General features: G+C 66.8%; 28 protein-coding genes. 21 read left to right on the top strand and 7 right to left on the bottom strand.

Features of this window, described 5'->3' with window-relative positions:
• Positions 1-140: 140 nt before the first annotated feature.
• From CGK74_RS06310 to CGK74_RS06300, 3 genes are all read left to right on the top strand, one after another.
• Complete coding sequence (locus tag CGK74_RS06310; RefSeq protein WP_094267651.1) at positions 141-923, top strand: DODA-type extradiol aromatic ring-opening family dioxygenase; 783 nt, start codon at positions 141-143, stop codon at positions 921-923.
• A 129-nt stretch (positions 924-1052) separates the two neighbouring features.
• Positions 1053-1661 carry a xanthine phosphoribosyltransferase gene (gene xpt / locus CGK74_RS06305; RefSeq protein WP_094267650.1) on the top strand — a complete coding sequence of 203 codons (609 nt, stop codon included), beginning with the start codon at positions 1053-1055 and terminating at the stop codon, positions 1659-1661.
• 85 nt (positions 1662-1746) lie between these two features.
• Positions 1747-2610 carry an HDOD domain-containing protein gene (locus CGK74_RS06300; protein WP_094267649.1) on the top strand — a complete coding sequence of 288 codons (864 nt, stop codon included), beginning with the start codon at positions 1747-1749 and terminating at the stop codon, positions 2608-2610.
• A gap of 8 nt (positions 2611-2618) precedes the next feature.
• Here the strand turns inward: CGK74_RS06300 and CGK74_RS06295 are convergent, their stop codons facing one another.
• On the bottom strand, positions 2619-3566 hold the full coding sequence (locus CGK74_RS06295; protein WP_206186198.1) for an alpha/beta hydrolase: 948 nt from the start codon (positions 3564-3566) through the stop codon (positions 2619-2621).
• Positions 3567-3847: 281 nt separating this feature from the next.
• On the opposite strand from CGK74_RS06295, the gene CGK74_RS06290 reads away from it, so the two are divergent.
• From CGK74_RS06290 to CGK74_RS06270, 6 genes are all read left to right on the top strand, one after another.
• Positions 3848-5533 carry a methyl-accepting chemotaxis protein gene (locus tag CGK74_RS06290; protein ID WP_094267648.1) on the top strand — a complete coding sequence of 562 codons (1686 nt, stop codon included), beginning with the start codon at positions 3848-3850 and terminating at the stop codon, positions 5531-5533.
• 79 nt (positions 5534-5612) lie between these two features.
• On the top strand, positions 5613-6803 hold the full coding sequence (gene ppk2, locus CGK74_RS06285) for a polyphosphate kinase 2 (RefSeq protein ID WP_094267647.1): 1191 nt from the start codon (positions 5613-5615) through the stop codon (positions 6801-6803).
• A 115-nt stretch (positions 6804-6918) separates the two neighbouring features.
• Entirely contained in the window at positions 6919-7569 is a 651-nt protein-coding gene (locus CGK74_RS06280) for an RcnB family protein (protein ID WP_206186197.1), read from the top strand.
• Between the two features lie 198 nt (positions 7570-7767).
• On the top strand, positions 7768-7905 hold the full coding sequence (locus CGK74_RS18925; RefSeq protein ID WP_165770049.1) for a hypothetical protein: 138 nt from the start codon (positions 7768-7770) through the stop codon (positions 7903-7905).
• Positions 7906-7941: 36 nt separating this feature from the next.
• A complete protein-coding gene (locus tag CGK74_RS06275) occupies positions 7942-9444 on the top strand; it encodes a methyl-accepting chemotaxis protein (protein ID WP_094267646.1) in 1503 nt (500 codons plus the stop codon).
• Positions 9445-9511: 67 nt separating this feature from the next.
• Positions 9512-10066: a glutathione peroxidase gene (locus CGK74_RS06270; protein WP_094267645.1), complete on the top strand. Its 555-nt coding sequence runs from the start codon at positions 9512-9514 to the stop codon at positions 10064-10066.
• A gap of 47 nt (positions 10067-10113) precedes the next feature.
• On the opposite strand, the gene CGK74_RS06265 is transcribed toward CGK74_RS06270, so the two are convergent.
• A complete protein-coding gene (locus tag CGK74_RS06265) occupies positions 10114-10443 on the bottom strand; it encodes a DUF2249 domain-containing protein (protein ID WP_094267644.1) in 330 nt (109 codons plus the stop codon).
• Between the two features lie 259 nt (positions 10444-10702).
• On the opposite strand from CGK74_RS06265, the gene CGK74_RS06260 reads away from it, so the two are divergent.
• The 4 genes from CGK74_RS06260 to CGK74_RS06245 all read left to right on the top strand — a co-directional run bounded on the left by CGK74_RS06260 (position 10703) and on the right by CGK74_RS06245 (position 13567).
• The gene (locus tag CGK74_RS06260) at positions 10703-11311 is read left to right on the top strand and encodes a LemA family protein (RefSeq protein WP_206186196.1); all 609 of its coding nucleotides are present in this window, start codon (positions 10703-10705) and stop codon (positions 11309-11311) included.
• Between the two features lie 13 nt (positions 11312-11324).
• Complete coding sequence (locus CGK74_RS06255; RefSeq protein WP_094267642.1) at positions 11325-12287, top strand: TPM domain-containing protein; 963 nt, start codon at positions 11325-11327, stop codon at positions 12285-12287.
• Entirely contained in the window at positions 12288-12827 is a 540-nt protein-coding gene (locus CGK74_RS06250; RefSeq protein ID WP_094267641.1) for a TPM domain-containing protein, read from the top strand.
• Between the two features lie 236 nt (positions 12828-13063).
• Positions 13064-13567 carry a phasin family protein gene (locus tag CGK74_RS06245; protein ID WP_094267640.1) on the top strand — a complete coding sequence of 168 codons (504 nt, stop codon included), beginning with the start codon at positions 13064-13066 and terminating at the stop codon, positions 13565-13567.
• A 65-nt stretch (positions 13568-13632) separates the two neighbouring features.
• On the opposite strand, the gene moaE is transcribed toward CGK74_RS06245, so the two are convergent.
• From moaE to CGK74_RS06220, 5 genes are all read right to left on the bottom strand, one after another.
• Positions 13633-14115, bottom strand: a complete 483-nt coding sequence (gene moaE, locus CGK74_RS06240; protein ID WP_094267639.1) for a molybdopterin synthase catalytic subunit MoaE — start codon at positions 14113-14115, stop codon at positions 13633-13635.
• 3 nt (positions 14116-14118) lie between these two features.
• Positions 14119-14373 carry a molybdopterin converting factor subunit 1 gene (gene moaD / locus CGK74_RS06235; RefSeq protein ID WP_094267638.1) on the bottom strand — a complete coding sequence of 85 codons (255 nt, stop codon included), beginning with the start codon at positions 14371-14373 and terminating at the stop codon, positions 14119-14121.
• Between the two features lie 19 nt (positions 14374-14392).
• The gene (locus tag CGK74_RS06230; RefSeq protein WP_094267637.1) at positions 14393-15598 is read right to left on the bottom strand and encodes a molybdopterin molybdotransferase MoeA; all 1206 of its coding nucleotides are present in this window, start codon (positions 15596-15598) and stop codon (positions 14393-14395) included.
• Positions 15595-16089 (bottom strand): molybdopterin-guanine dinucleotide biosynthesis protein B, encoded by a 495-nt coding sequence (gene mobB / locus CGK74_RS06225; RefSeq protein WP_094267636.1) that lies wholly within the window; start codon positions 16087-16089, stop codon positions 15595-15597. The genes CGK74_RS06230 and mobB overlap by 4 nt, the downstream gene beginning before the upstream one ends.
• Positions 16090-16231: 142 nt before the next feature.
• Positions 16232-17491: a sensor domain-containing diguanylate cyclase gene (locus CGK74_RS06220; RefSeq protein WP_094267635.1), complete on the bottom strand. Its 1260-nt coding sequence runs from the start codon at positions 17489-17491 to the stop codon at positions 16232-16234.
• A gap of 414 nt (positions 17492-17905) precedes the next feature.
• On the opposite strand from CGK74_RS06220, the gene CGK74_RS06215 reads away from it, so the two are divergent.
• The 8 genes from CGK74_RS06215 (at position 17906) to CGK74_RS06180 (ending at position 26194) form a co-directional block, all read left to right on the top strand.
• Entirely contained in the window at positions 17906-19465 is a 1560-nt protein-coding gene (locus CGK74_RS06215) for a phage tail sheath family protein (protein ID WP_094267634.1), read from the top strand.
• A 12-nt stretch (positions 19466-19477) separates the two neighbouring features.
• The gene (locus tag CGK74_RS06210) at positions 19478-20002 is read left to right on the top strand and encodes a phage tail protein (protein ID WP_048709282.1); all 525 of its coding nucleotides are present in this window, start codon (positions 19478-19480) and stop codon (positions 20000-20002) included.
• An 8-nt stretch (positions 20003-20010) separates the two neighbouring features.
• Positions 20011-20718, top strand: coding sequence for a hypothetical protein (locus CGK74_RS06205; RefSeq protein WP_094267633.1), 708 nt, complete (start codon positions 20011-20013; stop codon positions 20716-20718).
• Between the two features lie 593 nt (positions 20719-21311).
• Positions 21312-21518, top strand: coding sequence for a hypothetical protein (locus CGK74_RS06200; RefSeq protein ID WP_133091796.1), 207 nt, complete (start codon positions 21312-21314; stop codon positions 21516-21518).
• Complete coding sequence (locus CGK74_RS06195; RefSeq protein WP_094267631.1) at positions 21515-22825, top strand: Pvc16 family protein; 1311 nt, start codon at positions 21515-21517, stop codon at positions 22823-22825. Before CGK74_RS06200 ends, CGK74_RS06195 begins: the two co-directional genes overlap by 4 nt.
• On the top strand, positions 22822-24759 hold the full coding sequence (locus tag CGK74_RS06190; protein WP_094267630.1) for an ATP-binding protein: 1938 nt from the start codon (positions 22822-22824) through the stop codon (positions 24757-24759). Before CGK74_RS06195 ends, CGK74_RS06190 begins: the two co-directional genes overlap by 4 nt.
• 8 nt (positions 24760-24767) lie before the next feature.
• Positions 24768-25019 carry a hypothetical protein gene (locus tag CGK74_RS06185; protein WP_133091794.1) on the top strand — a complete coding sequence of 84 codons (252 nt, stop codon included), beginning with the start codon at positions 24768-24770 and terminating at the stop codon, positions 25017-25019.
• On the top strand, positions 25016-26194 hold the full coding sequence (locus CGK74_RS06180) for an eCIS core domain-containing protein (protein ID WP_094267628.1): 1179 nt from the start codon (positions 25016-25018) through the stop codon (positions 26192-26194). Before CGK74_RS06185 ends, CGK74_RS06180 begins: the two co-directional genes overlap by 4 nt.
• Positions 26195-26197 lie beyond the last annotated feature (3 nt).

The following is a 26197-nucleotide window of genomic DNA, read 5'->3' as shown; positions in this document are numbered from 1 at the left end:
GCTGCCTCATTGCGGACGATCCGCCCCACGCCCGTTCACTGTTGCATTATCGACAACAGTGAACGGCCGGATGTCTGGTTTATCTGCCACGCGCCGTGCCTTACCCTGCAACGCATCCCGATTTCCCTTGTGGAGCCCCCATGTCCCCGCTGCCCACGCTCTTCGTCTCGCACGGTTCGCCGATGTTCGCCCTCGAACCCGGCATTGCCGGACGCGAACTGCGCGCCCTGACCGACGCCCTGCCCCGCCCGGAGGTGATCGTGATCGCCTCGCCGCACTGGATGGCGCCGCGGGTGTCGGTAACCGCCGCCCCTAGGCCGGAGACGATCCACGACTTCGGCGGCTTTCCGCGCGCCCTTTACGAACTGTCGTATCCTGCGCCGGGCTCGCCGGACTGGGCGCGACGGGTGCTGGACACGCTGGCCGAGGCCGGCATCACCGCACACGCGGACGAGACACGCGGACTCGACCATGGCGCCTGGGTGCCCCTGATGTTCATGTACCCCGACGCCGACATCCCCGTGCTGCAGATCTCGCTGCACCCTCATTTCACGCCGGCGCACCATTACCGGCTCGGTCGCGCCCTGGCACCGCTGCGCCAACAGGGTGCCCTGATCGTGGGCTCGGGCAGCCTCACGCACAACCTGCACGAGTTCCGCAGCGACCATGGCCCCACCCAGGCCTACGTGGAGGCGTTCGCGGACTGGATCGCCACCACGCTGGCGGCCGGCGATACCGCAGCGCTGCTCGACTACCGGGCCCGTGCCCCGCATGCGGAACGCGCGCACCCGACCGACGAGCACCTGCTCCCCCTGATGTTCGCGCTGGGCGCAGCCGGCGACGACTGGCGCGCCCGCCGCATCGCTGGCGACGACGTGCGCTACGGCATGCTGGCGATGGACGCCTACGTTTTCGAGCACTGACCCCGCTGGGTCGCGGAAGACACCAATGTGCCCAGCGTCCGCCGGCGCCGTCCGCGCGCAAGGACTGCGCTAGAATCGCGCCACCTGCCCCCGCCACCAGGGGGCCGTTTCGTTTACGGACCATAGCGCATGACTGCCGACCTCAACCTCCTCCGCCCCTACGGCCCGCTGGTACGCCGAATCGAAGCCGAAGCCACGGTCATCGGCGACCAGATCCTGAAGATCGACCACTTCCTCAACCACCGCATCGAGCCGAGCTTCATCACCGAAATGGGGCAGGAACTGGCCAAGCGCCTCGCCCGCTTCGAGCCGACCGTTATCCTCACCGCCGAGGCCAGCGGCATCGCCCCCGGGCTAGTGGTGGCGCAGGCGCTGAACGTGCCACTGGTCTATGCGAAGAAGTACGCGCCGCAGGTCGAATCCCCTGCCATCGCCCGCGTGATCCCTTCGCCGACCAAGGGCGGCGAGACCAAGCTGGTGCTGTCGCAACGCTACGTGGTGCCCACCGACCGCGTCGTGATCGTGGACGACTTCCTGTCGAACGGTCGTACCGCCGTCGCACTGATCGAGATGGCGCGCGAGGCGGGTGCCGAAGTGCTGTGTGCGAGCTTCATCGTCGAGAAGCGCTTCAAGCAGGGCCATGCCGCCATCGAAGCACTCGGCGTGCCGGTCTCCACGCTGGCCCAGGTCGAAGCACTGGAAAACGGCCGCGCCGTCCTGACCCAGCCGCAGGACTGAAGCGCACCAGCCGTCCGCGACGATCCGCCGCCCCGCGTTGCGGATCGCTTAAACTCCGCAAAAACCGCATCGGGGTAGCGAATCAATGAGAGAGTTCGACGTGCAGATCGGCGCCTTCACCGCCGAAATCGAGGAAGAGCTGAAGTCCGGCAACCTCAGCTTCCCCACCGTTTTCGACCTGTCGCTGCGCATCAAGCAGCTCGCCGACGACCCGAACGCCTCGGTCGAGGACATGGCGAAGGTGGTGCGCGCAGAGCCGGTACTCAGCGCCAAGGTGCTGAAGATGGCGAACAGCCTGCTGCTAAACCCTTACCAGCGCGAAATCTCCAACGTTTCCGCAGCCGTGTCGCGCGTCGGCTCGTCGGCGCTGCGCTGCCTGGCCTATGCGGTTGCTGCCGACCAGCTCGCCCGCGACCAACGCTCGCGCCAGATGCAGCTGGTCGCCTCCGGCCTGTGGATGCATTCGATCGATGTGGCGTCGTGGGCCTACGCCTTTGCGCGCCACCTCGGGCGCGGCAACCCCGACACCGCATTGCTGGCAGGGCTGATGACGCACATGGGCCAGTTCTACCTGATGGCGATGGCCGCCAGGCGACCCGCCATCGAAAGCGATCTGCGCGAATTCGCGCAGTTTGTCCTCAAGTGGGAAACGGCGGTGCGTCAGGCGGTGCTCGAGGCCTTCGAGCTGCCCGAGCAGATCATCGATGCCGTCAACGTGGACCTCGTCACGCCGATCACCTGGCCGCCGCGCTCGCTGGGCGACGTGCTGTTCCTCGCGATCCAGGCGGCCGAGACCCCCAACCCGTTCGCTGACATCCTTGGCCTCGGTCACCGGCCCGAGCTGCTCGAGGCCAGCCTTGGCGACGACGGACGGGCCGAGTTCAATGCGCTTGTCGCAGCTGCACGCGAAACCCGCCAGCAGATGCTGGCGGTCGTCACCGGCGACTGAAGGCCCGTTCAGTCTCCAGAATTCAGGGCGCGCGCCAGTGCGCGCGCAGCGGCGTAGATGGCCTGTGCCGCCTGCGGAAACTGCTTGCCGAGCGTCAGGAATCCGTGCACCACGCCATCGACCTGCAGGTATTCGGTGTCGACGCCTTCGTCGCGCAGGCGCGCCGCGAACGCAAGGCAGTCATCGACCAGCGGGTCGAACTCGGCCGTCACCATCAGCACCGGCGGCAGTCCCTGCAGGGATTCCGCCCGCATCGGCGACGCGCGCCAGTCCTCGCTGTTGCCCGCCGGCAGATAACGCTCGAAGAACCACTGCAACGTCCCGGTGTCCAGGAAGTAGCCTTCTGCATAACGCTGGCGTGAAGGCCGCGCGCTGACGATCTCGGTGCAGGGATAGACCAGCAGCAGGAAGCGCGGCGCGATCGCGGCGCCGCGCAGATCCAGCGCGGTGACGATCGAAAGGTTGCCGCCTGCACTGTCGCCACCCAGCGCGATCCGTTCCGGATCGATCCCCAGCAGATCCGCCTGCTCGACGGCCCAGCGGAATGCGAAGGCCGCATCGTCCAGCGCCGCCGGAAACGGATGCTCGGGCGCCAGGCGGTAATCGACCGACAACACCGCACACCCGGACAGGTTGGCCAGTTCGCGGCACAGCACGTCGTAGCTCGTCACATCGCCCACGCACCAGCCACCGCCGTGCAGGAAGATCAGCAGCGGCAGCACATCGCGCGGCTGGCTCGACAGCGGCCGGTATAGCCGCGCCAGCAGAGCCGAGCCATCGGGGCGCGCCATCGGCACTTCGGTGGTGGCTGCGACGGCCGGCGCCTCCGGCCGGAAGGCGAACTGCAGCTTCTGGAAAGAATGGCGGGCCTGTGCCGGCGAGAGCTCGTGGAACTTCGGCGCACCGACACGGTATGCCATGGCAAGCAGGGATTGGGCCTCGGGGCTCAGGGGCATTTCGAGTTCATTGACCGCGCACCCGCGCGCGGACGTTTGATTGGGAAGAGCGCGATTCTAGCGCGTCCCTTCGACAAGGATTGGCTTGAGGCAGATGTCACAGCCGAGGCGAACTGTCCTGGACAACCAACGGCAATTAATGCTCAAGTTGGGCACGTTGTTGTCGATATGGACACTACAGGTCCGAAACCGGGCAGCGGCGTTGCAACGCCAAAAGAAGAATGAGTCACACGACTGCAGCTGCAGTCGACGTGGCTCCCCCACTGCACTGAGGAGTTTTCATGAAGGACATGAGTTTGCGAGCCCTGCTATCGCTGGGCTTCGGCACGATCCTGGCTTTGCTGCTGTTTGTCGGTGGCTACGCGATCGTCAGCGAGCAGTCGATGACCGAGGACATCGATGATCTAGCCAACCGGCGCCTGCCGGCCACGGTCGGCTATGGCGTACTCAACGTCGAGCGCATGAGAATACGCAGCCAGACTCTCGAGGTACTGAACCTGCGTTTCCCGGCCGAGCAGACCACGGCTGTGCTCAACGAGGTCACCAAGGCGCGCGCCGCATCGTGGGCGACCGTCGAACAACGCCTTGCCGAAGTCGACAAGCTCCCGAGAATCTCGGCCGACGCGCAGCGCCAGCACGACACGATGCTTTCGCAGTACAAGGAATGGCGTCAGCACTATGTCGGACTGGATGCGACCATCACCACCATGATCGAGACCTCGAAGGCCGAGGACTTCAACGGTTTCGCCGAGGCCCTTGAGCGATATGGTCGCCAGTACGAGGCGATGCTGCCGGTCTCCCGCGCGCTCGGCATCACCCTCGACGAGATCAATGCGGCCCAGGTGGCGCGTGCGAACAGCGACGCGGCTGCCGCTTCGGCCGATGGCGCGCGCGCCCTCGCGATAACGATGGTGCTTATGGCTGTCGGCCTCGTGCTCGGCGGCGTCACTGGCCTCATGATCTATCGTGCGGTGATGAATCAGGTGGGGGGCGAGCCGGCCTACGCCAACAGGCTGCTGCGCCAGGTCGCGAACGGCGATTTGACGGTCGACATCGCGCTTCGTGCCAGCGACCGCTCGAGCATGCTGTTCGCACTACGGGAGATGGTGAACCAGCTGAAGGGCCTCGTCGGCATAATCAGTGACAATGCAAATCACATCGCTGCAGCCAGCGAGCAGCTCTCCGCCGCCTCCGACAGCATCGCGTCGGCGAGCGACGAGCAATCCCAGGCCGCAACGTCGATGGCGGCCTCGGTGGAAGAGATGACCGTCAGCATCAACCACGTATCGAACTCCGCGACCGACGCCGACCGCATGGCGAAGCAATCCGGTGAAGCCGCGCGCAGCGGCTCGGACGCCATCCGCAACGTGGTGGCCGACATCAACCGCATAGCGCGTGAAGTGTCCGAGGCGACGCAGAGCATCGAGGAACTCGGTGAGCATTCCCGGGAGATCGCGTCGGTGGTGACGATCATCCGCGAACTCGCGGACCAGACCAACCTGTTGGCGCTCAACGCCGCGATCGAGGCGGCACGTGCCGGCGACCAGGGACGCGGCTTCGCCGTCGTGGCCGACGAGGTGCGCAAGCTAGCCGAGCGGACCTCCAGCTCGACCGACCAGATCGCCCGCATCGTCAGCGAGATTCACTCCGGGACTGAGCGTGCGGTCCAGACCATGCGCCGGCAGAGCGAGAACGTGCGCAGCAGCGTGGAGGTGTCGGACCGCGCAGGCAAGGCCATCGAGGACATCAACTCCGGCTCGCGCGAAGTGGTCTCTGCGGTCGAGGAGATCTCGCAGGCACTCGTCGAGCAATCGACTGCCAGCACCGAGATCGCGCGCAACGTCGAGCAGATTGCAACGATGAGCGAGAACAACAGCGGCGCGGTGCGCGAGGCCGCCGGTGCAGCGCGCGACCTCTCGGCCCGGGCTGCCGAACTGCAGGCTGCGGTGGGCCGCTTCAGGCTCTGAGTAAGCGGTCCGGTGCATTTCGGAAACACAGGCCCTGTCTGGTAGTAAAGTGGAGTCGGACAACCGCGGAGGGCCAAGGATGACAACGAACGAACGCGAAACGACCCCGAATGCGCGCAAGCGCGGTACCAGCACCCCGTCCGACACGCCGTCGGGCCCCCGGAGTTCAACCCGGGGCGCCCGCGCGGTGCAGCGGGGCGACACGGCGCCGGAACTCACGCCCGAGGGTATCGAACGCTTCGAACTCGAGCAGGCGACTTCCGCGGCCCGGGATTCCAAGCTCGTGGCCCTCACCGAGATCCTGCAGCACGAGGCAGCCGCCCCCGGCGCCGCCGTGAAGGCGCTCGAGGCCATCCTCGCCGGTGCATCGCCGGATGACGTCCACGCGCTGCGTCGCGCCCTGATGAAGGCCGACGCCAGCGCGCAGGGTGACAGCGGCAACCCCGACGACGAGCTTTCTCCCGACTGGCGCAGTGGTGGCTACCCTTACCGCAACCTGATGTCGCGCAAGGCTTACGAGAAGCAGAAGTACCGCCTTCAGGTGGAACTGCTGAAGCTTCAGGCCTGGGTCAAGGAAACGGGCCAGCGCGTGGTGATCCTGTTCGAGGGCCGCGACGCCGCCGGCAAGGGCGGCACCATCAAGCGCTTCATGGAACACCTGAACCCCCGCGGCGCACGCGTGGTGGCGCTTGAGAAGCCCTCGGAGATCGAGCGCGGCCAGTGGTACTTCCAGCGCTACATCCAGCACCTGCCCACCGCGGGCGAGATCGTGCTGTTCGACCGCTCCTGGTACAACCGCGCCGGTGTCGAGCGCGTGATGGGTTTCTGTTCGCCCGACGAATACAACGAATTCATGCGCCAGGTGCCCGAGTTCGAACGCACCCTCGCGCGCAGTGGCATCCACCTGATCAAGTTCTGGTTCTCGGTGAGCCGCGAGGAACAGCGCCGCCGCTTCAAGGAGCGCGAGAGCCACCCGCTCAAGCAGTGGAAGCTGTCGCCAATCGACCTTGCGTCGCTCGACAAGTGGGACGACTACACCAAGGCCAAGGAGGCGATGTTCTTCTACACGGACACCGCGGACGCGCCGTGGACGGTGGTCAAGTCCGATTGCAAGAAGCGCGCACGCCTCAACGCCCTGCGCTACGTGCTGCACAAGATGCCCTATGCCAACAAGGACATCGACCGCATCGGCCCGCTCGACCCGCTGCTGGTCGGTCGCGCCAACGTCGTCTACGAGCGCGGCGAGAAGGATGCAGTCGCGCTGCTCTGATGCGGACGCCTTTGGTGACAATGCGTAAGGCCCCTGCCTGCGGGGGCCTTGCCGAGCATAGACTCGGGTCGTCGGCAAGCCTGCCGGCGTGATTCCGGACTTCAGGAGAGAACGCATGCGCCCCCCATGGTTCAAGACCCGCACGCTGCTGCCACTAGCACTTGCTGCCATGTTGGGGGCTGCACCCACGCTGGCCAAAGAACCTGTAACGGCCGGCCCCGCCAGGCATGAACGCGGCGAACGCGGCCCGGACAAGCGAGATCATCACGAGACCCGTCCGCAAAGCAATGCCCGCGAGCGCGAATACCGACGTGACACCAACCGTGCCACTGCCCCGGAAATCCGAAGCACTCGCGATGAAAGCCGCGATCGCGACCCGCCAGCCATCCGTGACGACCGCCGCAATGAAGTGCGCGCCTACCGCAATGACGGCCGCGACGACGTTCGCCCTCACGCCTATTTCGACGACCGCCATCGCGAGGTCGTGCGGCACTATTACGCCGATCGCTATCGCGCCAACGACTGCCCGCCGGGCCTCGCGCGGAAACACAACGGCTGCATGCCGCCGGGCCAGCTCAAGGCTTGGCGCATCGGTCATCCCTTGCCACGGGACCTCATCTACTACGACGCTCCCGCCGCGATCGTGATCCGTCTCGGCGCACCGCCCGACATGCACCGCTACGTGCGCGTCGGGGCCGACATCCTGCTGATCGCCATCGGCACGGGACTGGTCGTCGACGCCTTGGAGGACCTGAGCGGGATCTGAGCAGGCCAATTTGAACAACCGAAAAACGGGGCGCTTCGGCGTCCCGTTTCTTTTTCACAGCCTGCACCCAGAATGGGCATCAATTTCCAACCATTCATTCAATTTTCGGCGTTTCATGCCGTTTATCACACTACCGTCGGAACCATGCATTCACCTCCGCACCTAAGCACAACAGATCGCCTCTGAGCCCAGATGCCCATGCCTGTATCACGCCCCCCGCGCCGTCTGCGCCTGCTGTGCTGGATCGCCTTCGCCGGCTGGCTGGCCTACAGCGGCGCGCTGCTCGGTTGGGCCGCCGCGAACGCACCGCCGGCCGACGCCTGTATCGTCCGCTGATTGTTAGCCACCCTTCACGAACAAGAGTCCCAAGCCATGTCCTACAGTTCCAGCCCGGAAGAAACGCTGCGCCCATTCCGTGCAGCCGCCGACAAGCTGATGCTGGTCACGCTCGTGCTGCTGCTCTTGATCGCGCTCGGCGTCGCGGCCAAGACCGGCACCTGGGGCATCGCCCTCGCGGTCGGCCTCCCTGCGGTCGCCGTACCCGGCTTGCTCATCCAGCTCCAGCCGGGCGCGGTGGTCTCGCGCCTCGCGGTCGCGTCGGCCTTCATGGTGTTCTCGGCCCTCAACATCCAGCAGGTCGGCGGCGCAATCGAGGCGCATTTCGGGATCTTCGTCCTGCTCGCGTTCCTGCTCTATTACCGCGACTGGAAGCCGGTGCTGCTGGCTGCGGTGTTGATCGCGATCCATCACCTCGCCTTCAACCACCTGCAGGCACTGAACTGGGGGTTCTACCTGTTCGATTCCGGGGCTTCACTGGTGCGCGTCATCGTGCATGCTGCCTACGTGGTGGTGGAAGCCGGCATGCTGATGTACATGGCGGTGCGCCTGCAGCGCGAAGGCATGGAATCCGCGCAGGTCGCCATGCTCGCCGGAGCAATTGGTGCCGGCGACCTTCGCAGCCAGGCGATCGACGTCCGCAGTTCGCAACTGCTGGGCTCGGTGGTCGAGATGCAGCGCAATCTCGCCGCGACGATGCAGCGCGTGCATCAGCAGGCTCAGCTGATCTCGGCAAGCGCGGCCTCGCTCGATCGAAGTTCGGACGAAGCTGCAACGCGGATGCGCGAGCAGAAGACGGCGACGGACGATATCTCCGCCGCGATCGAAGCCCTGAACGCCGAGATGAGTCGCCTTTCCGCCGACGCCGAAGCGGCCCGCGCCCTGGCGTCCGAATCGGGCGAGTCATCGCGTACCGGGGCACGCATCGTCCAGGCCGCGATCGACGAGATCACCGGCATCGCCACGATCATCCGCCAGTCGGCAGCCAGCGTCGAACAGCTCGGCCAGCAGTCTGACCGTGTTGCCGAAGTGGTCGGACTGATCAAGGATATCGCCGGCCAGACCAATCTGCTTGCGCTGAACGCGGCCATCGAGGCCGCGCGCGCGGGCGAACAGGGACGCGGGTTTGCCGTGGTGGCCGACGAGGTGCGCAAGCTGGCCGAGCGCACGGCTGCGGCGACCGAGGAGATCACCGGGATGATCGGCGATATCCAGACGAGCAAGACACAGGCGCTGGGCAACATCGAGTCCGCGGTCGAACGCGTCGGCAACGGTACCCGGCTGGCTGCCGAGGCGGGCGCCTCGATCGCCACCATCACGGACGGCGCCACCCGCGTGGAACAGGTTTTCGAGGGAATCGCGGGCACCTTGCGCGAACAGAGCGTCGCCGCACATCGAATGGCGGATTCGATCGAGGCGGTCGCCCGCCTCGCCGATCAGACGGCGGCGTCGGCAGCCAGTGTGGCGAGCGAAGTATCTACGCTCGAGACCGGGGCGCGCGAGCTATCGCAGGCGGTGGGTGGTTTCCGCCTGTCCTGAATGCGCTTCGTGGCGAACCACGCCGGCGCCATACGGTCAATCGAGCACACCTGAAGGAGTCCCGATCATGTCCGTTTCCCACTCTCGAAACCTGTTCTCGTTCCTGCTGCTCGGCGCCGCCCTGCTTCTGCCCGGCGCCGGCGCCTTTGCTGACCAATCGCTGTTCGATCACCAGCTTCGCAGGCTGCATTCGGGCGAGACGGTGGACCTCGCCCAGCGCTTCGCCGGGCAGCCGGTATTGCTGGTCAATACCGCGAGCCATTGCGGCTTCACCAGCCAGTTCAAGGAACTCGAGGCCATCCACCAGCGCTACAAGGACAGGGGCCTGAAGGTCGTCGGCTTCTCGTCCAACGATTTCGACCAGGAGGCCGAGAGCGAGGAAAAAGCGGCCGAGGTCTGCTTCCTGAACTTCGGCGTCAGCTTTGACATGTTCGCGACGATTCCGGTGCGTGGCGCTGGCGCGCATCCGCTGTTCCGGGAACTCGCCCGCCAGGCCGAGGAACCGCGCTGGAACTTCCACAAGTACGTGATCGACCGCAACGGCAAGGTCGTGGCCAGCTTCCCGAGCCGGGTCCGGCCCGACGCCCAGGACGTGATCAGGGCGATCGAAAAGGTACTCTAGGCACCTCCCCGACCGCCCCGATGCGTTGCGTGGGCGAAGGGTTCGCCTTAGCCGCCCGAACAACCGCAGCCGTGGCCACCGCCGCAGCTTCCGGCTGCCGCCGCAGCGCCGACCGCCGGTGCGGCTTCTGCCGACGCGCCAAGCTGGATGCGGAAGTCGATGACGATGTTGCCGGGCTCGCGCGCCACATAGCTGATGCCCACCTGGTTGCCGTAGCGTTGCTGGATCTGGCCCAGCAGGGGCAGCGGGTCATGGTCGTTCACGAATCGCATCGTCTCCCCGTCCTCGAGCGACTCGAGGGCGCCGAAGATGGCGGCGTGGCGGAAGCGCTTGGCGACGCCGCGGGCGTCGAAGGGGTGAACAGCGTTGTCGAACATCGGGTTTCCATCCTGAAGATCGTTTGCCGGACAAGGTCGGAGTTGCGGCCGGTTTCGCAGTAGGCCGAAGCGTACGGCCCGTCGCCGGCCAAAACCTTGAGCGAGAACAAAAAACACCGGACGTCGGGTTTCGGCCTGGCAAACTCCGGGACCAGAACGACATGGCGACGCATCCCGTTCAAATGCGGCATCTGCGCCAACACTGACGCGACCTGCTAAAGTCGGCCAAGACCAACTCATGTCCGCCCGGAGACCTTTCATGATCACCCGACACCTGTCACTGGCCCTGCTACTCAGCGCCTCGCTGACGCTCGGTGGCTGCGGCTACAACGACTTTCAGCGCCTCGACGAACAGACCAAATCGGCCTGGGCGGAAGTGCTGAATCAGTACCAGCGTCGCGCGGACCTCATTCCCAACCTCGTCGAAACCGTCAAGGGCGAGGCGAACTTCGAACAGGAGACACTGAGCCGCGTCATCGAGGCCCGTTCGCGCGCCACCGCCATCCAGGTCACTCCCGAGATGCTGAACGACCCACAGGCCATGGAGCGCTTCCAGCAGGTGCAGGGGCAACTTGGCAGCGCGCTTTCGCGTCTGCTGGCGGTGTCCGAGAACTATCCGAACCTCAAGACGAACCAGGGCTTCCAGGACCTGCGTGTCCAGCTCGAAGGCACCGAAAATCGTGTCACCGTGGCACGAAACAAGTACATCGAGGCCGTGCAGCAGTACAACGTGCTGGCACGCAGCTTCCCGACCAACCTGACGGCCATGGTCTTCAGTTACCAGCCGAAAGCCAGCTTCACGGTGACGAATGAAGCCGAGATCGCATCCCCGCCCAAGGTCGATTTCGGCGGTCAGGGCGCACGCTGAACGCCTCGGCGACATGACAGGACCGCTCCCGTCATATCCCTCCGCAGGGAAAGCCGCTGCGTCGGCGCCTGCCGCATGGCTCGGCCCGCTCGCGCGCTGGCTCGTCGCCTTCGCGCTCGCCGCACTCTTTCCGTCCATTCTGCTGGCCCAGGCGGTGCAGCCGGTGCCGGCGCTCACGGCACGGGTGATCGACACCAGCGCCACCCTGAGCGCACAGGCGATCAGCGAACTCGAGCATCGGCTCGCGGCATTCGAGCAGGAACGCGGCAGCCAGATCGTGGTGTTGCTGGTACGGACCACGGCGCCCGAGGACATCGCCGCCTACGCCTACCGTGTCGCCGACAGCTGGAAGATCGGCCGCAAGGAGGTCGGCGACGGGATCCTGGTCGTCGTTGCCAAGGATGATCGGCGCGTACGCATCGAGGTCGCGCGCGCACTCGAAGGCGCCGTGCCGGACCTTGCCGCCTACCGGATCATCGACGGACTGATCACGCCCGCTTTTCGCCAAGGGGATTTCGCCGGCGGCCTGATGGCCGGGGTCGATGGCCTGATGCGCCTCATCCGCGGCGAGGACCTGCCGCTACCGGCCGCCCGCGCTGGCGCCACGGACGAACTGGGCCTGCAGGATCTCGGCGCATTTCTCTTCGTCGCAATCCCGGTTGCGGGTTCCTTCCTGATCGGACTGTTCGGACGCAAGCTCGGCTCGGCACTGACGGGCGGAGCCACCGGCTTCATCGTCAAGCTGCTCACTGGTAGCCTGCTGCTGGGCATCGGTGCCGGCATCGCCGCGCTCGTCTTCGTTCTGGTGCTCGGCATCGGCAGCGGCGGCGGCCGCGGTGGCCCCGGCGGATTCCATCGGGGTAGCGGCCCCGTGATCTGGGGCGGCGGCCGCTCGGGCGGCTTGGGTTCCAGCGGAGGTTTTCGCTCGGGCAGAGGCGGCAGTTTCGGTGGCGGCGGCGCCTCGGGAAGGTGGTGAATGAGCAAGCTCATGCGCCTGCTGCGCCACCTCTGGCTCGACGCACGCGATGCCGAACGCGCGCTTGGCAAGGACGGGCTCGACCGCATCGAGCGACGCATCACCGAAAGCGAGCGCCTGCACTGTGGCCAGATCTGCGTGTGCGTCGAGGCCAGCCTGCCCTTGCGCTACCTGTGGCGCCACCTGGGCCGCGGCGAACCGATCGAGGCGGTGATCGCTGACCGTGCCCTGACAATGTTCGGCAAACAGCGCGTCTGGGACACGGAGCACAACAACGGCGTGCTGATCTACGTGCTGCTGGCCGAGCATGAGATCGACATCCTCGCTGACCGCGGCCTGAGCAAACACGTCTCGACAGATGACTGGCTCACCACGATCGAGCAAGCCCTCACTCACCTGCGAGACGGCCGACTCGAGGACGGACTGAACGCGGCAATCGGGGAGGCGCACGCAGTACTGGCGCAGCATTTCCCACGCGAATCGGCGGACGAATCGACACGGTCCGACAAGGATCTTCCCAACCGCCCGCAGACCCGCTGAATGCTTCGCCGTGTGCGGTCTGACGCATTTCGTCAAACTGTTGCTGCAGTGCAACATATCACGCCGGTTATCCAGTCGAATCCGCGGTTTGCGCGCGACTGAAGGATGGCTGTGCTATTGTCGTCATCGAGGCTTCCCGAACGACGACAAGGTCGTATGATTTCGGCATCCACCAGACGAAGTGCCGGGTGCCTCACGGATTCCCAGACAATTCAGATCGCGAGCGGAGGGTGTGTATGGCTACGAAGCAGGATCAGTTCAACGAACTTCAGAAGAAGAATCTCGAGGCCGCCATGCGTCTCGCCCAGCTTTCGATCGAGAACTCGCAGCGCATCATGGAAATCCAGGTTTCCACTGCGAAGAGCCTGTTCGAGGAAGGCGTGCAGAACGCCAAGGCGCTGTCCTCGGCCAAGGACCCGAAGGACATGATGGACCTGCGTGCTCACTACGCACAGGCCACGACCGAGAAGATGCTGGCTTGCGCCCGCGAGATCGCCGAGATCACGACATCCACCCAGGCGGCCTTCGGCAAGCTGGTTGGCGAGCAACTCACGAGCGGTAGCCACGACATGTTTGACGCCATGCAGAAGATGTTCAAGGGCATGCCGATCGCCGATCAGAACGCCCTGGGCGCGATGCAGACGGCGATGGACACCACGCGCGCCGCCTTCGAGCAAATGACGCGTGCCTCCACCGAGGCCTTCCAGGCGCTTGGCCAACAGCCGAAGGGCCGCAAGTAAGCCCTCGGGTCAGCATGAAAAACGGCGCCGCACGGCGCCGTTTTTTTTGGGTCCTGTCCGATTCGCTAGTCCCCGCGCTGCCAACGGGCGGCCGCCGAATCGTCGCTCTCGCGCGCATCGACCCACCGCGCGCCTTCGGGCGTTTCCTCGCGTTTCCAGAATGGTGCCCGGGTCTTCAGGTAGTCCATGATGAACTCGCACGCAGCGAAGGCTTCGCCCCGATGCGGACTGGCAACGCCGACAAAGACGATGCGATTCGCCGGCTCGAGCCGACCGAAGCGGTGGATCACCCGCACGCCCTGCAGCGACCAGCGCTGACGGGCCTGCTCCACGATCTCCTCCAGCGCCTTTTCGGTCATGCCCGGATAGTGCTCGAGCGTCATCGCCGAGACACCGCTGCCGTCGTTGAGATCACGCACGAGCCCGACGAAACTGGCGATGGCGCCCACGTCGCGCCGCCCCTCGCTCAGTGCGGCGATCTCGCCCCCCACATCGAAATCGGCCTCTTGCACGCTGACGCTGGCAACGAAGGGAAGCGCTTGCGCCACGGCTCAGCCCCCCGTCACCGGCGGGAAGAAGGCGACTTCGTCCCCGCTCGCCACCGCCGCATCGGCACCGGCCATGCGCTGGTTGACCGCCGCGCGCACGTTGCGCCCCTCGCCCAGCGCCTGCCAGCCCTCGCCACGTGCCGCCAGATGCGCACGCAGGGCGCCGACGGTTGCCACGCCGGTAGGCAAGGCGAGCTCTTCGGCGGGCCGGCCCAGCGCTTCGCGCAGGCTGGCGAAATACAACACTTTCACAGTCATTCTCTCTGTCCTCTCGCGATCAGTGCAGCAAGTCGCCATATGGCAGGAAGCGCACCAACTCGCCCCGCGCCACCGGTGTCCCCGCCGGAATGTCGACCAGTCCGTTGGCCCACACTGTGGAGTTGAGCGCTGCCGAACCCTGGTTGGCAAAAAGCTCCACGCCGCCCTGCGCATTCATGCGCGCACGCAGGAACTCGCGCCGGCGGTCTGGCCGGGGCCAGTCGAAATCGGCGCGCAGCATCAGCGATGGCGGCGCCACCTCACTGACGCCCTGCGTCGCCAGCAGGAAGGGCCGCACCATCAACAGGAATGTGACGAAGCTCGACACCGGATTGCCGGGCAGACCGATGAAGGCAGCACCATGCACGCGACCGTAGGCCAGCGGCTTGCCGGGTTTCATCGCGATCTTCCACATGTCCAGGCTACCTTCGGCCTCGACCGCCGGTTTGACGTGGTCTTCCTCGCCGACCGACACGCCGCCGCTGGTCAGGATCAGGTCGTGGCCTTCGGCCGCGCGACGCAGCACATCGCGCGTCTGGTCGAGGCGGTCAGGCACGATGCCGAAGTCCTCGACCTCGCAGCCCAGCCCCGCAAGCAGCGCGCGCAGCATGAAGCGGTTGGAGTTATAGATGCCGCCCGGCGGCAGGGGTTCGCCCGGCATCACGAGTTCGCTGCCGGTGGAAAACACGGCCACCTTGAGGCGGCGATACACGGGAAGCTGAGCAGCGCCCACCGAGGCCGCCAGCGCCACCGCCTGCGGCGTCAGGCGCAGCCCGGAAGGCAACACTTCCTCGCCCTCGGCGATGTCCTCGCCCATTCGGCGCACGGCCTCGCCCGGCGTCGGCACGGTGTCGATCACCACATCCTCGCCGTCGTGCTCGCACAACTCCTGCATCACCACCGTGTCGGCACCCGGCGGCAGGGGCGCACCAGTGAAAATGCGCGCCGCCGTGCCCGGCTGCAGCGCATGACCGACGCTGCCGGCCGGAATGCGCTGGCTCACCGGCAGGCGGGTGCCCGCTGCCGGCACGTCGGCCGCGCGCAGCGCGTAGCCGTCCATGGCCGAGTTGTCCATCGGCGGCTGGTTGATCGTCGAGTGCAGCGCAACGGCAAGCACCCGGCCAGCAGCCACCATGGTGTCGACGTTCTCGATCTCGCGGACCGGACGGACGAAGCCGAGCAGTTTCTCGTAGGCCTCGTCAAAGGAAAGCATGTTGCCGTTCATTGGGCATCCAGATAGTCGAGGATGAAGCCGGCGATGACGGCCGGCTCGTTGAGCGGGAGTCGGGGCAGCGGGCAATCGAGCTCGGCATCGCTCGCCACCGCCACCACGTGCGGATTCTCGGGCCACAACGGCGGCTTGCCGTGGGATGGCCGGTGGATCTCGATCTTGGGCACCGCGGCAGCCTTGTAGCCTTCGATCAGCACCAGGTCGCAGGGTTCGAGCAGGTGCAACTGCTCCTCAAGCGTCGGCTCGGGAGCGCCGCGCAGCTCGTGCATCAGCACCCAGCGGTCGTTGGACAGCATCAGCACCTGGGTCGCCCCTGCCTCGCGATGGCGCCACGAGTCCTTGCCCGGTTTGTCGAGGTCAAAGCCGTGATGCGCGTGCTTGATAACGGAGACGCGCAGGCCGCGCGCCGTGAACTCGGGGATCAGCCGTTCGACCAGGGTGGTCTTTCCCGAACCGGACCAGCCGGCGAAACCAAAGACGTTCATCGAAAGTACGGGGCCACTGCCGCGTGTGACAAAGCCGAAGGATACAACAGCGGCCCTTCGCCGGCGCAGGCTGTACGGACATCGACTGGCCAGGCCCTCCACACCATCACGCAGTGCCCACGCCAACGACCCATGACCCTTCTCAACCACGCGACTCGGCGACGCAGAGCCGGTCGCGCCCACCCCGCTTGGCCTGGTAGAGCGCGGCATCGGCGCGCGCGATCAGTTCGTCTGTCGATTCGGCGGGCGCCAGTGTGGCGAGCCCCAGCGACAGTGTGACCCTGCCGACCTCGACATCCCGGTGAGCGGCGATGCGCACACGGATCCGTTCCGCAAGATCGATCGCCGCGGCCTGCGGACAAGCGTCGAGCACGATCACGAACTCCTCGCCCCCCCAGCGGATCACCGCATCGCGGCCGCGAACGGACTGGCGCAGGATGCCGGAAACCTCAATCAGAATGCGGTCACCGGCAGGGTGGCCAAAGCGGTCGTTGACCTGCTTGAAATGATCGACATCGCACACGATGACCGTCAGTGGGCCACCACCCGTGCGCGCCTCTGCCGCCGCCTCCTCGAGCAGTTGCTCGCCACGGTGACGGTTATAGAGGCCTGTCAGCTTGTCGCGCGTCGCTGCGTCACGAAGCGCCTGTTCCATGTCGACCCGTTGCGAGATGTCCTTGCTTACGCTGACGTAATGCGTGATACGTCCGGCTTCGTCACAGATCGGCGAGATGCTCTGTTCCGCGTGATACAACGAGCCGTCGCGGCGCCGGTTGATGAAGGTTGCGCGGAAATCCTGCCCGCTGGCGAGCGAACTGCGCAGGCCGGCATAGAAGGCGTCATCATGCGCACCCGACTTGAACAGCGCGGGCGTCCTACCGCGGATTTCGCTGGCCGGATACCCTGTCACCTCGACGAAAGCGGTGTTGGCAAAGATGATCCGCGCCTGCGCGTCCGTCAGTAACACCGGGTCGCTGGTGGCATCGAGCGCGCGGGCGAGCAGACGATTCTCACGCTCGGTGCGCACGTGCTCCGAGATGTCCTGCTGCACCGAGATGAAATGCGTCAGCACGCCATCGTCGTCGCGGACAGGCGAGATGTTCCAGCGCACGATGTAGCTCGAGCCGTCCTTGCGGTAGTTGGTCGTGGTGCCCTCGAAGAACCGGGCCTCCCGCAGGCAGGCACGAAGATGGTCGATCACCGCAGGATCGGTGTCCGGCCCCTGGAGCATCTTCAGGGGCCGGCCCCGCAACTCGTCCAGCGAATAGCCCGTCATTGCGCAGAACGCCGGATTGGCGATCTCCACGCAGCACCCCGCCGCCAGGTCTGCGTCGGTGATGACGATCGCATTCCAGGACTGCATGACTGCCGACTGGAACAATTGCAGTTGTGAGGTACTCATTGCCACGCGGCCCCGAGTTCAAAGTGCAGGAGCTTAACAGCCCCTGCGGAGGTTGGCCGCGACGGGGATCGCCAGGATAGCGATCCAGGCATTTGCGGTCCGGGCAGCACCTTGAATTACTAATCCATCGACATAAGTGCAACCGCATTTGCATTCGTAATGACGTGATCTAGATTGGTAGCACTGACGGCCCCATCGGGCAGTCGAGCAGCAGCACCGCGCATGAGGTCCTGTTTCTCCCGCTCGACCTGCAGGAACGGCACCCCATGCTGGTTCCCCGTACGACCCGCAAGAGCAGCGGCCATCGCCGCAGTCGGGATCGATCGGGGTGTTTCGAGGCCGGCCCCGCCAACGCGCCCGATTCCTTGAGGCACGCGGCTCCGCCCGGCCATGCACAGCCGAGGAGTAGCGTCCATGCCGTCAGTCCTGAGTTACCCCGGGATCTATATCGAGGAGATTCCGAGTGGCGTACGCACGATCACCGGTGTCGCCACATCGATTACCGCCTTCATCGGTCGCGCCCTGCGCGGAGAGGTCGACCGCGCCATCCGCGTACAGAGTTTCGCCGAGTACAGCCGCCTGTTTGGCGGGCTGTCGCGTTCGAGCACGATGTCCTACGCGGTCAGTCACTTCTTCCAGCACGGTGGCCGTGATGCGCTGATCGTGCGCGTGTTCAATGGCGATGCCGACACCGACACCGCGACGATCACGCTGGCGACCACCTCCGGCAACCTGGTACTCGAGGCCGCGAGCCCCGGCACCTGGGGCAATCGCCTGCGGGCGCGGGTCGACCATCTCACCCGAGACACGTCGGACACGCTGCTGTTCAACCTGACGGTGGAGGAACTCGACCGCGCCGGCGGCACCACCGTGGTCGCCTCGGAACCGTTCCGCAACGTCTCCGTCAGCCCGGGCAGCGCGCGCTTCGTGGATACGGTGCTGAAGGCGCAGTCCGCCCTCGTCAGGGTAAGGACATCCGCCCCGGCCGACGAGAGTCCGGTCGATGGCACGGCGAACGCCACCACCACCGCTACCGACGGCGGCGCCATCATCGACACCCAGATCGCCGGTGACCGCGACGCGCGCACCGGGCTGTACGCGCTCGAGGCGGCGGACCTCTTCAACCTGCTGTGCATTCCGCCGCCCTCGTTCGACGCCGACCTGGTGGCCGCGACCTGGGCGACTGCCGCCGCCTACTGCCAGGAACGGCGCGCGATGCTGATCATCGATGCGCCAGCCGCATGGACCGCGAACGCGAGCACCGCGATCGCGACCGCCGAAACCGGCGTCAACGGCCTGCGCGCCACGATCGGCAACGACGATGCGATCAACGCCGCAGCCTACTTCCCGCGCCTGCGCATGCCCGACCCGCTCAGCGAGAACCGCCTCGCCGACTTCGCGCCCTGCGGTGCGGTCGCCGGCATCATCGCCCGCACCGACGGCCAGCGCGGCGTGTGGAAGGCGCCGGCCGGCCTCGCGGCCTCGTTCTCCGGGGTGCAGGGTTTCACCTACACCATGACCGACGCGCAGAACGGCGTGCTCAATCCGGTCGGACTCAACTGCCTGCGCAGTTTCCCGGTCACCGGCCACCTGTTGTGGGGCGCACGCACGCTGGCCGGCGCCGATGCACTGGCGTCGGAATGGAAGTACCTGCCGGTCCGCCGGCTGGCGCTGTACATCGAGGAAAGCCTGTTCCGCGGCACGCAGTGGGTCGTGTTCGAGCCGAACGATTCGCCGCTGTGGGCACAGATCCGGCTCAACATCGGCGCCTTCATGCAGGACCTGTTCCGCCAGGGAGCCTTCCAGGGCAGCAGCCCGCGCGACGCCTACTTCGTCAAGTGCGACGCCGAAACCACCACCCAGAACGACATCGACCGCGGCGTCGTGAACATCCTGGTCGGCTTCGCGCCGCTCAAGCCGGCCGAGTTCGTCGTCATCAAGATCCAGCAGATGGCCGGACAGATCGAAGCCTAAGGAGAGACCGTCATGGCACAGTTCAGCGTCAACGCGCAGCGCTTCGATCCCTACAAGAACTTCAAATTCCGCGTCAAATGGGATGGTCGCTACGTCGCCGGCATCAGCAAGGTGGGCGCCCTCAAGCGCAGCACCGAACTGGTCGAACACCGCGAGGGCGGCGACCCTTCGACCTCGCGCAAGTCGCCGGGCCGTACCCGCTTCGATGCGATCACCCTAGAACGCGGCGTCACCCACGACCGCGAGTTCGAGCAGTGGGCGAACAAGGTGTGGAACTTCGGTTCCGGCCTCGGTGCGGAAGTCTCGCTCAAGGACTTCCGCAAGGACCTGATCATCGAGGTCTACAACGAAGCCGGCCAGCTGGCGATCGCCTACAAGGTGTATCGCTGCTGGGTTTCGGAGTACCAAGCCCTGCCCGATCTCGATGCCAACGCCAACGCGGTCGCGATCCAGACGATCAAGCTCGAGAACGAGGGCTGGGAGCGCGACTACGAGGTCGGCGAACCGACCGAGCCCAGCTTCAACGAACCGGCCTGAGCATCACCATGCCCGCCCTGAGCGCCGCACAACTGCTGTCGGTCTGGGAGCATGGCGCTCGGCGTCATCCGCTGGACCGCGCACTGCTGCTGTTCGCGGTGGCCGAGCCGGGGCTGGCGCCCGACGCGCTTGCCGATGCGCCGCTGGGCGCCTGCAATGCCGCGCTGATGCGGCTGCGGCGCGACTGTTTCGGCGCTGCGATCCCGGCCTGGACCGACTGTCCGGCGTGCGGGGAACGCATGAGCTTCGAGCTCGACCTTGCGCAACTGCCGGCCATGACGCCGGTTCCCGATGTGATCGAGGTCGAGGGACATCGCTTCCGCTGCCCCGGTACGCGCCAGCTGGCCGCGCTGGCCGACTGCCCGGACGCTGACGAAGCCTCGCGCCAGTTGCTCCTCGGCTGTGTCGCCGGGGACGCGCGACTGACAGCGGACAACGCGATGCTCGACCAGCTGCTGGTGCATGCGGAGCATGCCATCGAAGCAGCCGATCCCTGGGCCGACCTGGCGGTGGGCTACCGGTGTCCCGCCTGCGGGCATGCGGGCGAGGCCGCCTTCGACATCGCCAGCTACCTGTGGGAGGAGATCGAAGCCCATGCCAGCAGGCTGCTCGACGAGGTTCATCTGCTGGCGAGCAGCTACGGCTGGCGCGAGGAGGAGATCCTCGCCCTCGGTGACCTGCGAAGGGCCGCCTACCTCGCACGGGTGACGCCATGAGCGGATCGGGCGGAGGGCTCTTCAGCCGGCTGGCAAGGCGGGCCAGCGGGACGCGCGAACCACGCCTGCATGCGCCCGCACGCCTGCCCTTCCACGCGCCGCCGGCACTGGCGACGCCAGAGGAAACTGCGGACGCTTCTTATGGAGCGCGTGCTGTTTCGGCCAGCGCCGAAACAGCCGGACACGCACGGACGGCCGGCGCGACGACGATCGCCGCACCGCAAGCCTCGTTTGCCCGCCCCGCCGCAAACACGGGCCGACGGGAATCCGTTGCCGCTTCCGAAAGTGATGCGTCCGGCAGCCTTGCAGCGTCGGTCACCAACCTCCCGCAGGGCCTTCCCGCCCCCTTGCTGGGCCCCATCGCGCGTAAGCCCGGACGTTCAACAGAGACTGCAGACGCCCCAGCGCAGTCACCCGGTGCTCGGTCGCCACGCCGCGAGTCGAGCGGGCAAGCGACTGCCCGGCCTGCCGCACCATTGCCGGAGGTCTCGGACCCGGCGTCGCTGCCCGCTTCAGGCGTCGCGCCTGGCGCCGGGCCGTGGTCGCGCATCGCGCCTGCGCCACCGAAACCGGCGCGTGGCGGCGGATTGCGCTTGCCAGGCGCGTCGTCTGCATTCGATGCTCGCCCGCAACCCGGTCAGGCTGGTCCGGCGGCCACTGACGAGATCCACATCCACATCGGCCGCATCGAGGTGACGGCGGTGCAGGAAGCGGCCACCCCCAGGGCCCGCGAGCGCGCCGCCACGGCGCCGATGTCGCTCCAGGACTACCTCGACCGCCGCAACCGGGGTGGCACATGAGCACCGCGCTCGCCATCGCCGGGGTCACCGCCGTGCTGCGCGACCGGCTCAACGATGGACTGGTCAACCACAACGTGGCGGGACTGATCGGCAACACGGTCACGGTAAGCGTACGCGCACCGGATCGCGTCGTGCCGGCCGACGGTGCCGAGTCGAGCCAGCTCAACCTGTTCCTGTATCGCGTCGCACCCAACGCTGCCTGGCGCAACGCCGGCCTCCCGGCCCACGATCCGGACGGACGCCATCGGGTCGGCAACCCGCCACTGGCGCTCGACCTCAACTACCTGCTTTCTGCCTACAGTGGTGGCGACTTGCACGCGGAGATCCTGCTGGGCTACGCAATGCAGTTGCTGCACGAGTTCCCGGTCCTCACGCGCGAGATGATCCGTGCCGCGCTGACGCCCTCGCCCGACGTCGGCGTGTTGCTGCCGCCGGCGCTGCGGGCACTGTCCGACTGCGGCCTGGCCGACCAGCTCGAGATGTTGCGCATCACGCCGCTGACGATCGACACCGAGGAGGTGTCGCGCCTGTGGTCGGCGACACAGTCGAGTTTTCGGCCCAGCGCCGCCTACCAGGTTTCGGTGGTACTGATCGAAGCGACCCGGTCTACGCGCGCGCCGCTGCCGGTGCTGACACGCGGCGAGCGCGACCCGATTTCCGGGCGCGAACGCGGCGTGGTGGTGACCCCCGATCTCGTCCCGCCGCTGCCCGCAATCGAGGCCGTGCTGCCGGCCGCCGGCCAGCCCGCGGCGCGACTGGGCGAGGCCGTCACCCTGCAGGGCCATCACCTGGATGGCAGCGCACGCGAAGTGCTGCTCGCCAGCGAACGCTTCGCCGTGGCGGAGACCTTGCCGGCAAGTGGCGCCAGTGAATCCGGGCGCATGGTGTTCAGCATCCCCGCATCGCGCGCGGCCGATTTCCCGGTCGGTGTCTATGAAGCACGCGCGCGGCTCGTGCGCGCGGGCGAGCCGCGCCCGCGTGACAGCAATCGCCTCGGCTTCACCCTCGCCCCGGACATCACCAACCTGCCGCAAACCGTGGCACGCAACCCGGCGGGCGATGTCCTCGTCACCATCACTTTCACGCCCGAGCTGCGCGCCGGGCAGCGCGCCACGCTCATCGTCGGCCAGCGCGAACTCGCCCCTCAGGCCTACACCGCGCCGACCGCCACCCTCGACTTCGTCATCGACAATGCCGAGACCGGCGCGCATCTCGTGCGGCTGCGCGTCGATGGCATCGACAGCCCGATCATCGACCACGGCGTCGTGCCACCCCGCTTCCTCGACCTTCGGCTGACAATCACATGAACGCGCCGCTCGACCTCGACTGGAGCACCGCCAACCAGCGACTGTTGGTACTCGAGTTCGCCCGCCTGCATGCCTTGCTGGGCGACGAGCCAGCCCGCGCCGACGAGCTCGATCGCCTGCAGGTCGAAGCCGACGCCCTTCGCGCCCGGCAGCCCGCGCCGCCGGCCATCGACGTGCTGGCGCAGCGCTTCGGCCTCAGCCCCTTCGAGCGCGACATCATCCTGCTGTGCGCCGGGTGCGAGATGGACGGCCGGCTCGCCGTACGCTGCGCCGAGGCCCAGGGGCAGGCCGCCCCCTGGCCCAGCTTCGGCCTGGCATTGGCAGCACTGCCCGAGCCGCACTGGAGCGCGCTGGCGCCCCAGGGTCCGCTACGGACATGGCAACTGGTCTCGGTCGACGACGGCGCCGGACTGACGAGCGGTCGGCTGCGCATTACGGAGAACGTGCTGCACTTCCTCGCCGGCCTCGGCGCCCTCGACGCCCGCCTGGCCCCGCTGCTCGAACCAGTTTCCCCGCCAGCGCTGATCTGCCCTGATCACGCCCTTCTCGTCGAACGCCTGCTCGCCTTGCAGGACGGGCGCGGTCGGCTGCCCGGCCCGATCGTCCTCCACGGCGACGACACCGACGGCCAGCAGGACGTCGCCGTGGCGCTCGCCGAGCGTCTCGGCCTAAGCCTGTTCCGCCTGCGCGCAGCAGACCTGCCGGCGATCGCCACGGAGCAGGACGCGCTCGCCCGCCTGTGGCAGCGCGACGCCATGCTGCTCGGCAGTGCGCTGTTGCTCACGCACACGGAGGGCGCCCCCGCGACAACGGTCGAGCGCTTCGTTGGCCGCAACAAGGGGTTTGGCGGTCTGGTCTGCATTGCCGGTCTCAACCCAGCACTAGCCGACGCCGAAGCCTTCGCCGTCAACCGCCCGGACGCACCGGCCCAATGCCGACTATGGCAGCAGGCGCTCGCCACGCGTCCCATCCCCCTCACCCAGACTGCCGCCTTCGATGCACTTGTCAGCCACTACCGGCTGAGCGCACGCCGTATTGCCGCACTTGCCGAACGGTCCGTGGCGATGTCCGACGATGCGCTGGCCGCCCGGCTGCGCAACGCATGCCGCAGCCAGGCGAGCGCCATGGGCTCGCTCGCTCAGCCCATCGAAGCGTGTGCGAGCTGGAACGACCTCATCCTGCCGGACGCCCAGCATCACGCCCTGCGGCAGATCGAGACGCACGTGCGCCATCGGCTCACGGTCCACCACGACTGGGGCTTTGCCGCACGCGGCTCGCGCGGGCTGGGCATCGCAACGCTGTTCTGGGGCGATTCTGGCACCGGCAAGACGATGGCGGCCGAGGTACTGGCCAACAGCCTGCAACTCGCGCTGTTCCGCATCGACCTGTCGGCGGTGGTCAGCAAGTACATCGGCGAGACGGAGAAGAACCTGCGCCAGGTCTTCGACGCCGCCGAGGAGTCGGGCGCCATCCTGCTGTTCGACGAAGCCGATGCCCTGTTCGGCAAACGCAGCGAGGTCAAGGACAGCCACGACCGCTACGCCAACATCGAGGTCAGCTACCTGCTGCAACGCATGGAGGCCTATCGCGGCCTTGCCATCCTGACGACCAACCACAAGACGGCGCTCGACAATGCCTTCGCCCGCCGGCTGCGTTTCGTCGTGCATTTCCCCTTCCCCGACGAGCGCCAGCGCGAAGCCCTGTGGCGCAGCGTGTTTCCACCGGCCACACCACTCGACGCGCTGGACTACGCGAAGCTCGCCCGCCTCGCGGTGCCGGGCGGTTCGATCCGCAACATCGCCCTCGCCGCCGCTTTTCTCGCCGCCGAGGCCGGCACCGCCGTGGGTATGTCGCACCTGCTGCATGCGGCCCATGCCGAAGCCGCCAAGCGCGACAAACCGGTATCCGAAGCCGAAACGCGGGGGTGGCTATGAGCCGGCTTGTGCTCCACATCGACCGTCTGGTCCTGCACGGCATCGACCCGAAGGACGCCGAGGCACTGGTCAGTGCCCTGCAGGAAGAACTGCAGCGCCAGCTCGGAACGAACGGCGAAGCCGACGCCCTTGCCGCACTGCGCGGGATCGTCGGCCGCAGTCGCATCAAGGCCCCACCGCTGCGGATCACCCGCAGCGCCCCGCCCGAAACACTCGGCCGCGCGCTCGCCGGCCCGATTCTGCGCGGAGTGAAATCATGAAGCACCACGCCCCCGCCCAAACCATGCAGGACCACACGGCCACCGTCCCCTCGCCCGCCAACCTGCTCGAGCGCGCCGCCAGCGAATCTGCAGAATCGATGCCGAACGCATTGCAGCATCGCATGCAGGCGCGCTTCGGCCACGATTTCGGCCACGTCCGCATCCATGCCGGCCCCGCCTCGGCCGCTGCCGCCGAGGCGCTCGGCGCGCGCGCCTACACAGTGGGCCGCGACGTCCATCTGGGTCGCGAGGTCCCGGCGCTGCCACCGGACGAACGCCAGCAACTGCTGGCACACGAGGCGATCCACACGGCGCAGCAGGGCGCCGGCGAGGTCCACCCGAGCGATGCCCTGAGCGTCAGCCATCCCGACGACGCCGCCGAGCGCGAGGCGCATACGCTGGCAGAGCACCTCGGCCACCGGCCCTCGCCATCGCTGGCGCTGCGCGACCGCGTGCTGGGGCCGTCGTCACCCGCGCGCATCCAGCGCTCAGTGGCACCGCATATACAGCGCGACCTCAAGGGCAAGCACACGGTCAAGGACGGCCACTTCGACGTCAACCTCAAGACCGAATCCCATCCCGGCGCCAAGAACGGCATGAGCGGCACAATCGAGTTCACCGCCAGCGACAAGGCGCCGGACTCGAAGAACATCCGCCTGCTGCAGGTGGTTCGCGACCAGAACCTGGAAACCGGGAAGGAATACCAATGGACCGGCGACGAGGCGGACCGCAACAAGATGATGACGAAGGCCACGAAAGGCAGTGGATTCCGATCCGGCTTCTTCGTCGACCACTCGGCTGCACTCGCGAACCCGAGGACATCGAAGGCGGATCCGGCCGTCTCGCCCTACTACCGCGATTACTGGCCGAACGCTGCCAGTAGCCAGGACGGCAGCAAGCAAGGCAAGACCGTCAAGGAAGCCTCCTTGTGGGACTACCCCGGCTCCTCGGGCAAACGCCGCTTCACGTTCGAGACTGCCGCCAAGGGGACGGATACCGGCTACATCTTCGCGACGCTGCGCTGGGGCTTCACGATCAGCGATCCCGCCAAGGGCAAGGTCACCAACGAACATGCGAAGGCTTATCGCGGGCCGTCGCGCACCTTCGTCCGCGCCGTGTCCGCCTTCAACGAGTTCTACAAGAATCCGGGCGCATCGACCGGGCCCACCAAGTAGAGG

Origin of the sequence: Thauera propionica (genome assembly GCF_002245655.1) — a bacterium.
Classification (GTDB): Bacteria; Pseudomonadota; Gammaproteobacteria; order Burkholderiales; family Rhodocyclaceae; genus Thauera; species Thauera propionica.
This window is presented reverse-complemented; position numbering and strand designations above follow the sequence as displayed.

Coding starts and splice junctions, on each gene's coding strand:
- CGK74_RS06310 (WP_094267651.1), top strand. CDS start 141: ATGTCCCCGCTGCCCACGCTCTTCGTCTCGCACGGTTCGCCGATGTTC.
- xpt (WP_094267650.1), top strand. CDS start 1,053: ATGACTGCCGACCTCAACCTCCTCCGCCCCTACGGCCCGCTGGTACGC.
- CGK74_RS06300 (WP_094267649.1), top strand. CDS start 1,747: ATGAGAGAGTTCGACGTGCAGATCGGCGCCTTCACCGCCGAAATCGAG.
- CGK74_RS06295 (WP_206186198.1), bottom strand. CDS start 3,566: ATGCCCCTGAGCCCCGAGGCCCAATCCCTGCTTGCCATGGCATACCGT.
- CGK74_RS06290 (WP_094267648.1), top strand. CDS start 3,848: ATGAAGGACATGAGTTTGCGAGCCCTGCTATCGCTGGGCTTCGGCACG.
- ppk2 (WP_094267647.1), top strand. CDS start 5,613: ATGACAACGAACGAACGCGAAACGACCCCGAATGCGCGCAAGCGCGGT.
- CGK74_RS06280 (WP_206186197.1), top strand. CDS start 6,919: ATGCGCCCCCCATGGTTCAAGACCCGCACGCTGCTGCCACTAGCACTT.
- CGK74_RS18925 (WP_165770049.1), top strand. CDS start 7,768: ATGCCTGTATCACGCCCCCCGCGCCGTCTGCGCCTGCTGTGCTGGATC.
- CGK74_RS06275 (WP_094267646.1), top strand. CDS start 7,942: ATGTCCTACAGTTCCAGCCCGGAAGAAACGCTGCGCCCATTCCGTGCA.
- CGK74_RS06270 (WP_094267645.1), top strand. CDS start 9,512: ATGTCCGTTTCCCACTCTCGAAACCTGTTCTCGTTCCTGCTGCTCGGC.
- CGK74_RS06265 (WP_094267644.1), bottom strand. CDS start 10,443: ATGTTCGACAACGCTGTTCACCCCTTCGACGCCCGCGGCGTCGCCAAG.
- CGK74_RS06260 (WP_206186196.1), top strand. CDS start 10,703: ATGATCACCCGACACCTGTCACTGGCCCTGCTACTCAGCGCCTCGCTG.
- CGK74_RS06255 (WP_094267642.1), top strand. CDS start 11,325: ATGACAGGACCGCTCCCGTCATATCCCTCCGCAGGGAAAGCCGCTGCG.
- CGK74_RS06250 (WP_094267641.1), top strand. CDS start 12,288: ATGAGCAAGCTCATGCGCCTGCTGCGCCACCTCTGGCTCGACGCACGC.
- CGK74_RS06245 (WP_094267640.1), top strand. CDS start 13,064: ATGGCTACGAAGCAGGATCAGTTCAACGAACTTCAGAAGAAGAATCTC.
- moaD (WP_094267638.1), bottom strand. CDS start 14,373: ATGACTGTGAAAGTGTTGTATTTCGCCAGCCTGCGCGAAGCGCTGGGC.
- CGK74_RS06230 (WP_094267637.1), bottom strand. CDS start 15,598: ATGAACGGCAACATGCTTTCCTTTGACGAGGCCTACGAGAAACTGCTC.
- mobB (WP_094267636.1), bottom strand. CDS start 16,089: ATGAACGTCTTTGGTTTCGCCGGCTGGTCCGGTTCGGGAAAGACCACC.
- CGK74_RS06220 (WP_094267635.1), bottom strand. CDS start 17,491: ATGAGTACCTCACAACTGCAATTGTTCCAGTCGGCAGTCATGCAGTCC.
- CGK74_RS06215 (WP_094267634.1), top strand. CDS start 17,906: ATGCCGTCAGTCCTGAGTTACCCCGGGATCTATATCGAGGAGATTCCG.
- CGK74_RS06210 (WP_048709282.1), top strand. CDS start 19,478: ATGGCACAGTTCAGCGTCAACGCGCAGCGCTTCGATCCCTACAAGAAC.
- CGK74_RS06205 (WP_094267633.1), top strand. CDS start 20,011: ATGCCCGCCCTGAGCGCCGCACAACTGCTGTCGGTCTGGGAGCATGGC.
- CGK74_RS06195 (WP_094267631.1), top strand. CDS start 21,515: ATGAGCACCGCGCTCGCCATCGCCGGGGTCACCGCCGTGCTGCGCGAC.
- CGK74_RS06190 (WP_094267630.1), top strand. CDS start 22,822: ATGAACGCGCCGCTCGACCTCGACTGGAGCACCGCCAACCAGCGACTG.
- CGK74_RS06180 (WP_094267628.1), top strand. CDS start 25,016: ATGAAGCACCACGCCCCCGCCCAAACCATGCAGGACCACACGGCCACC.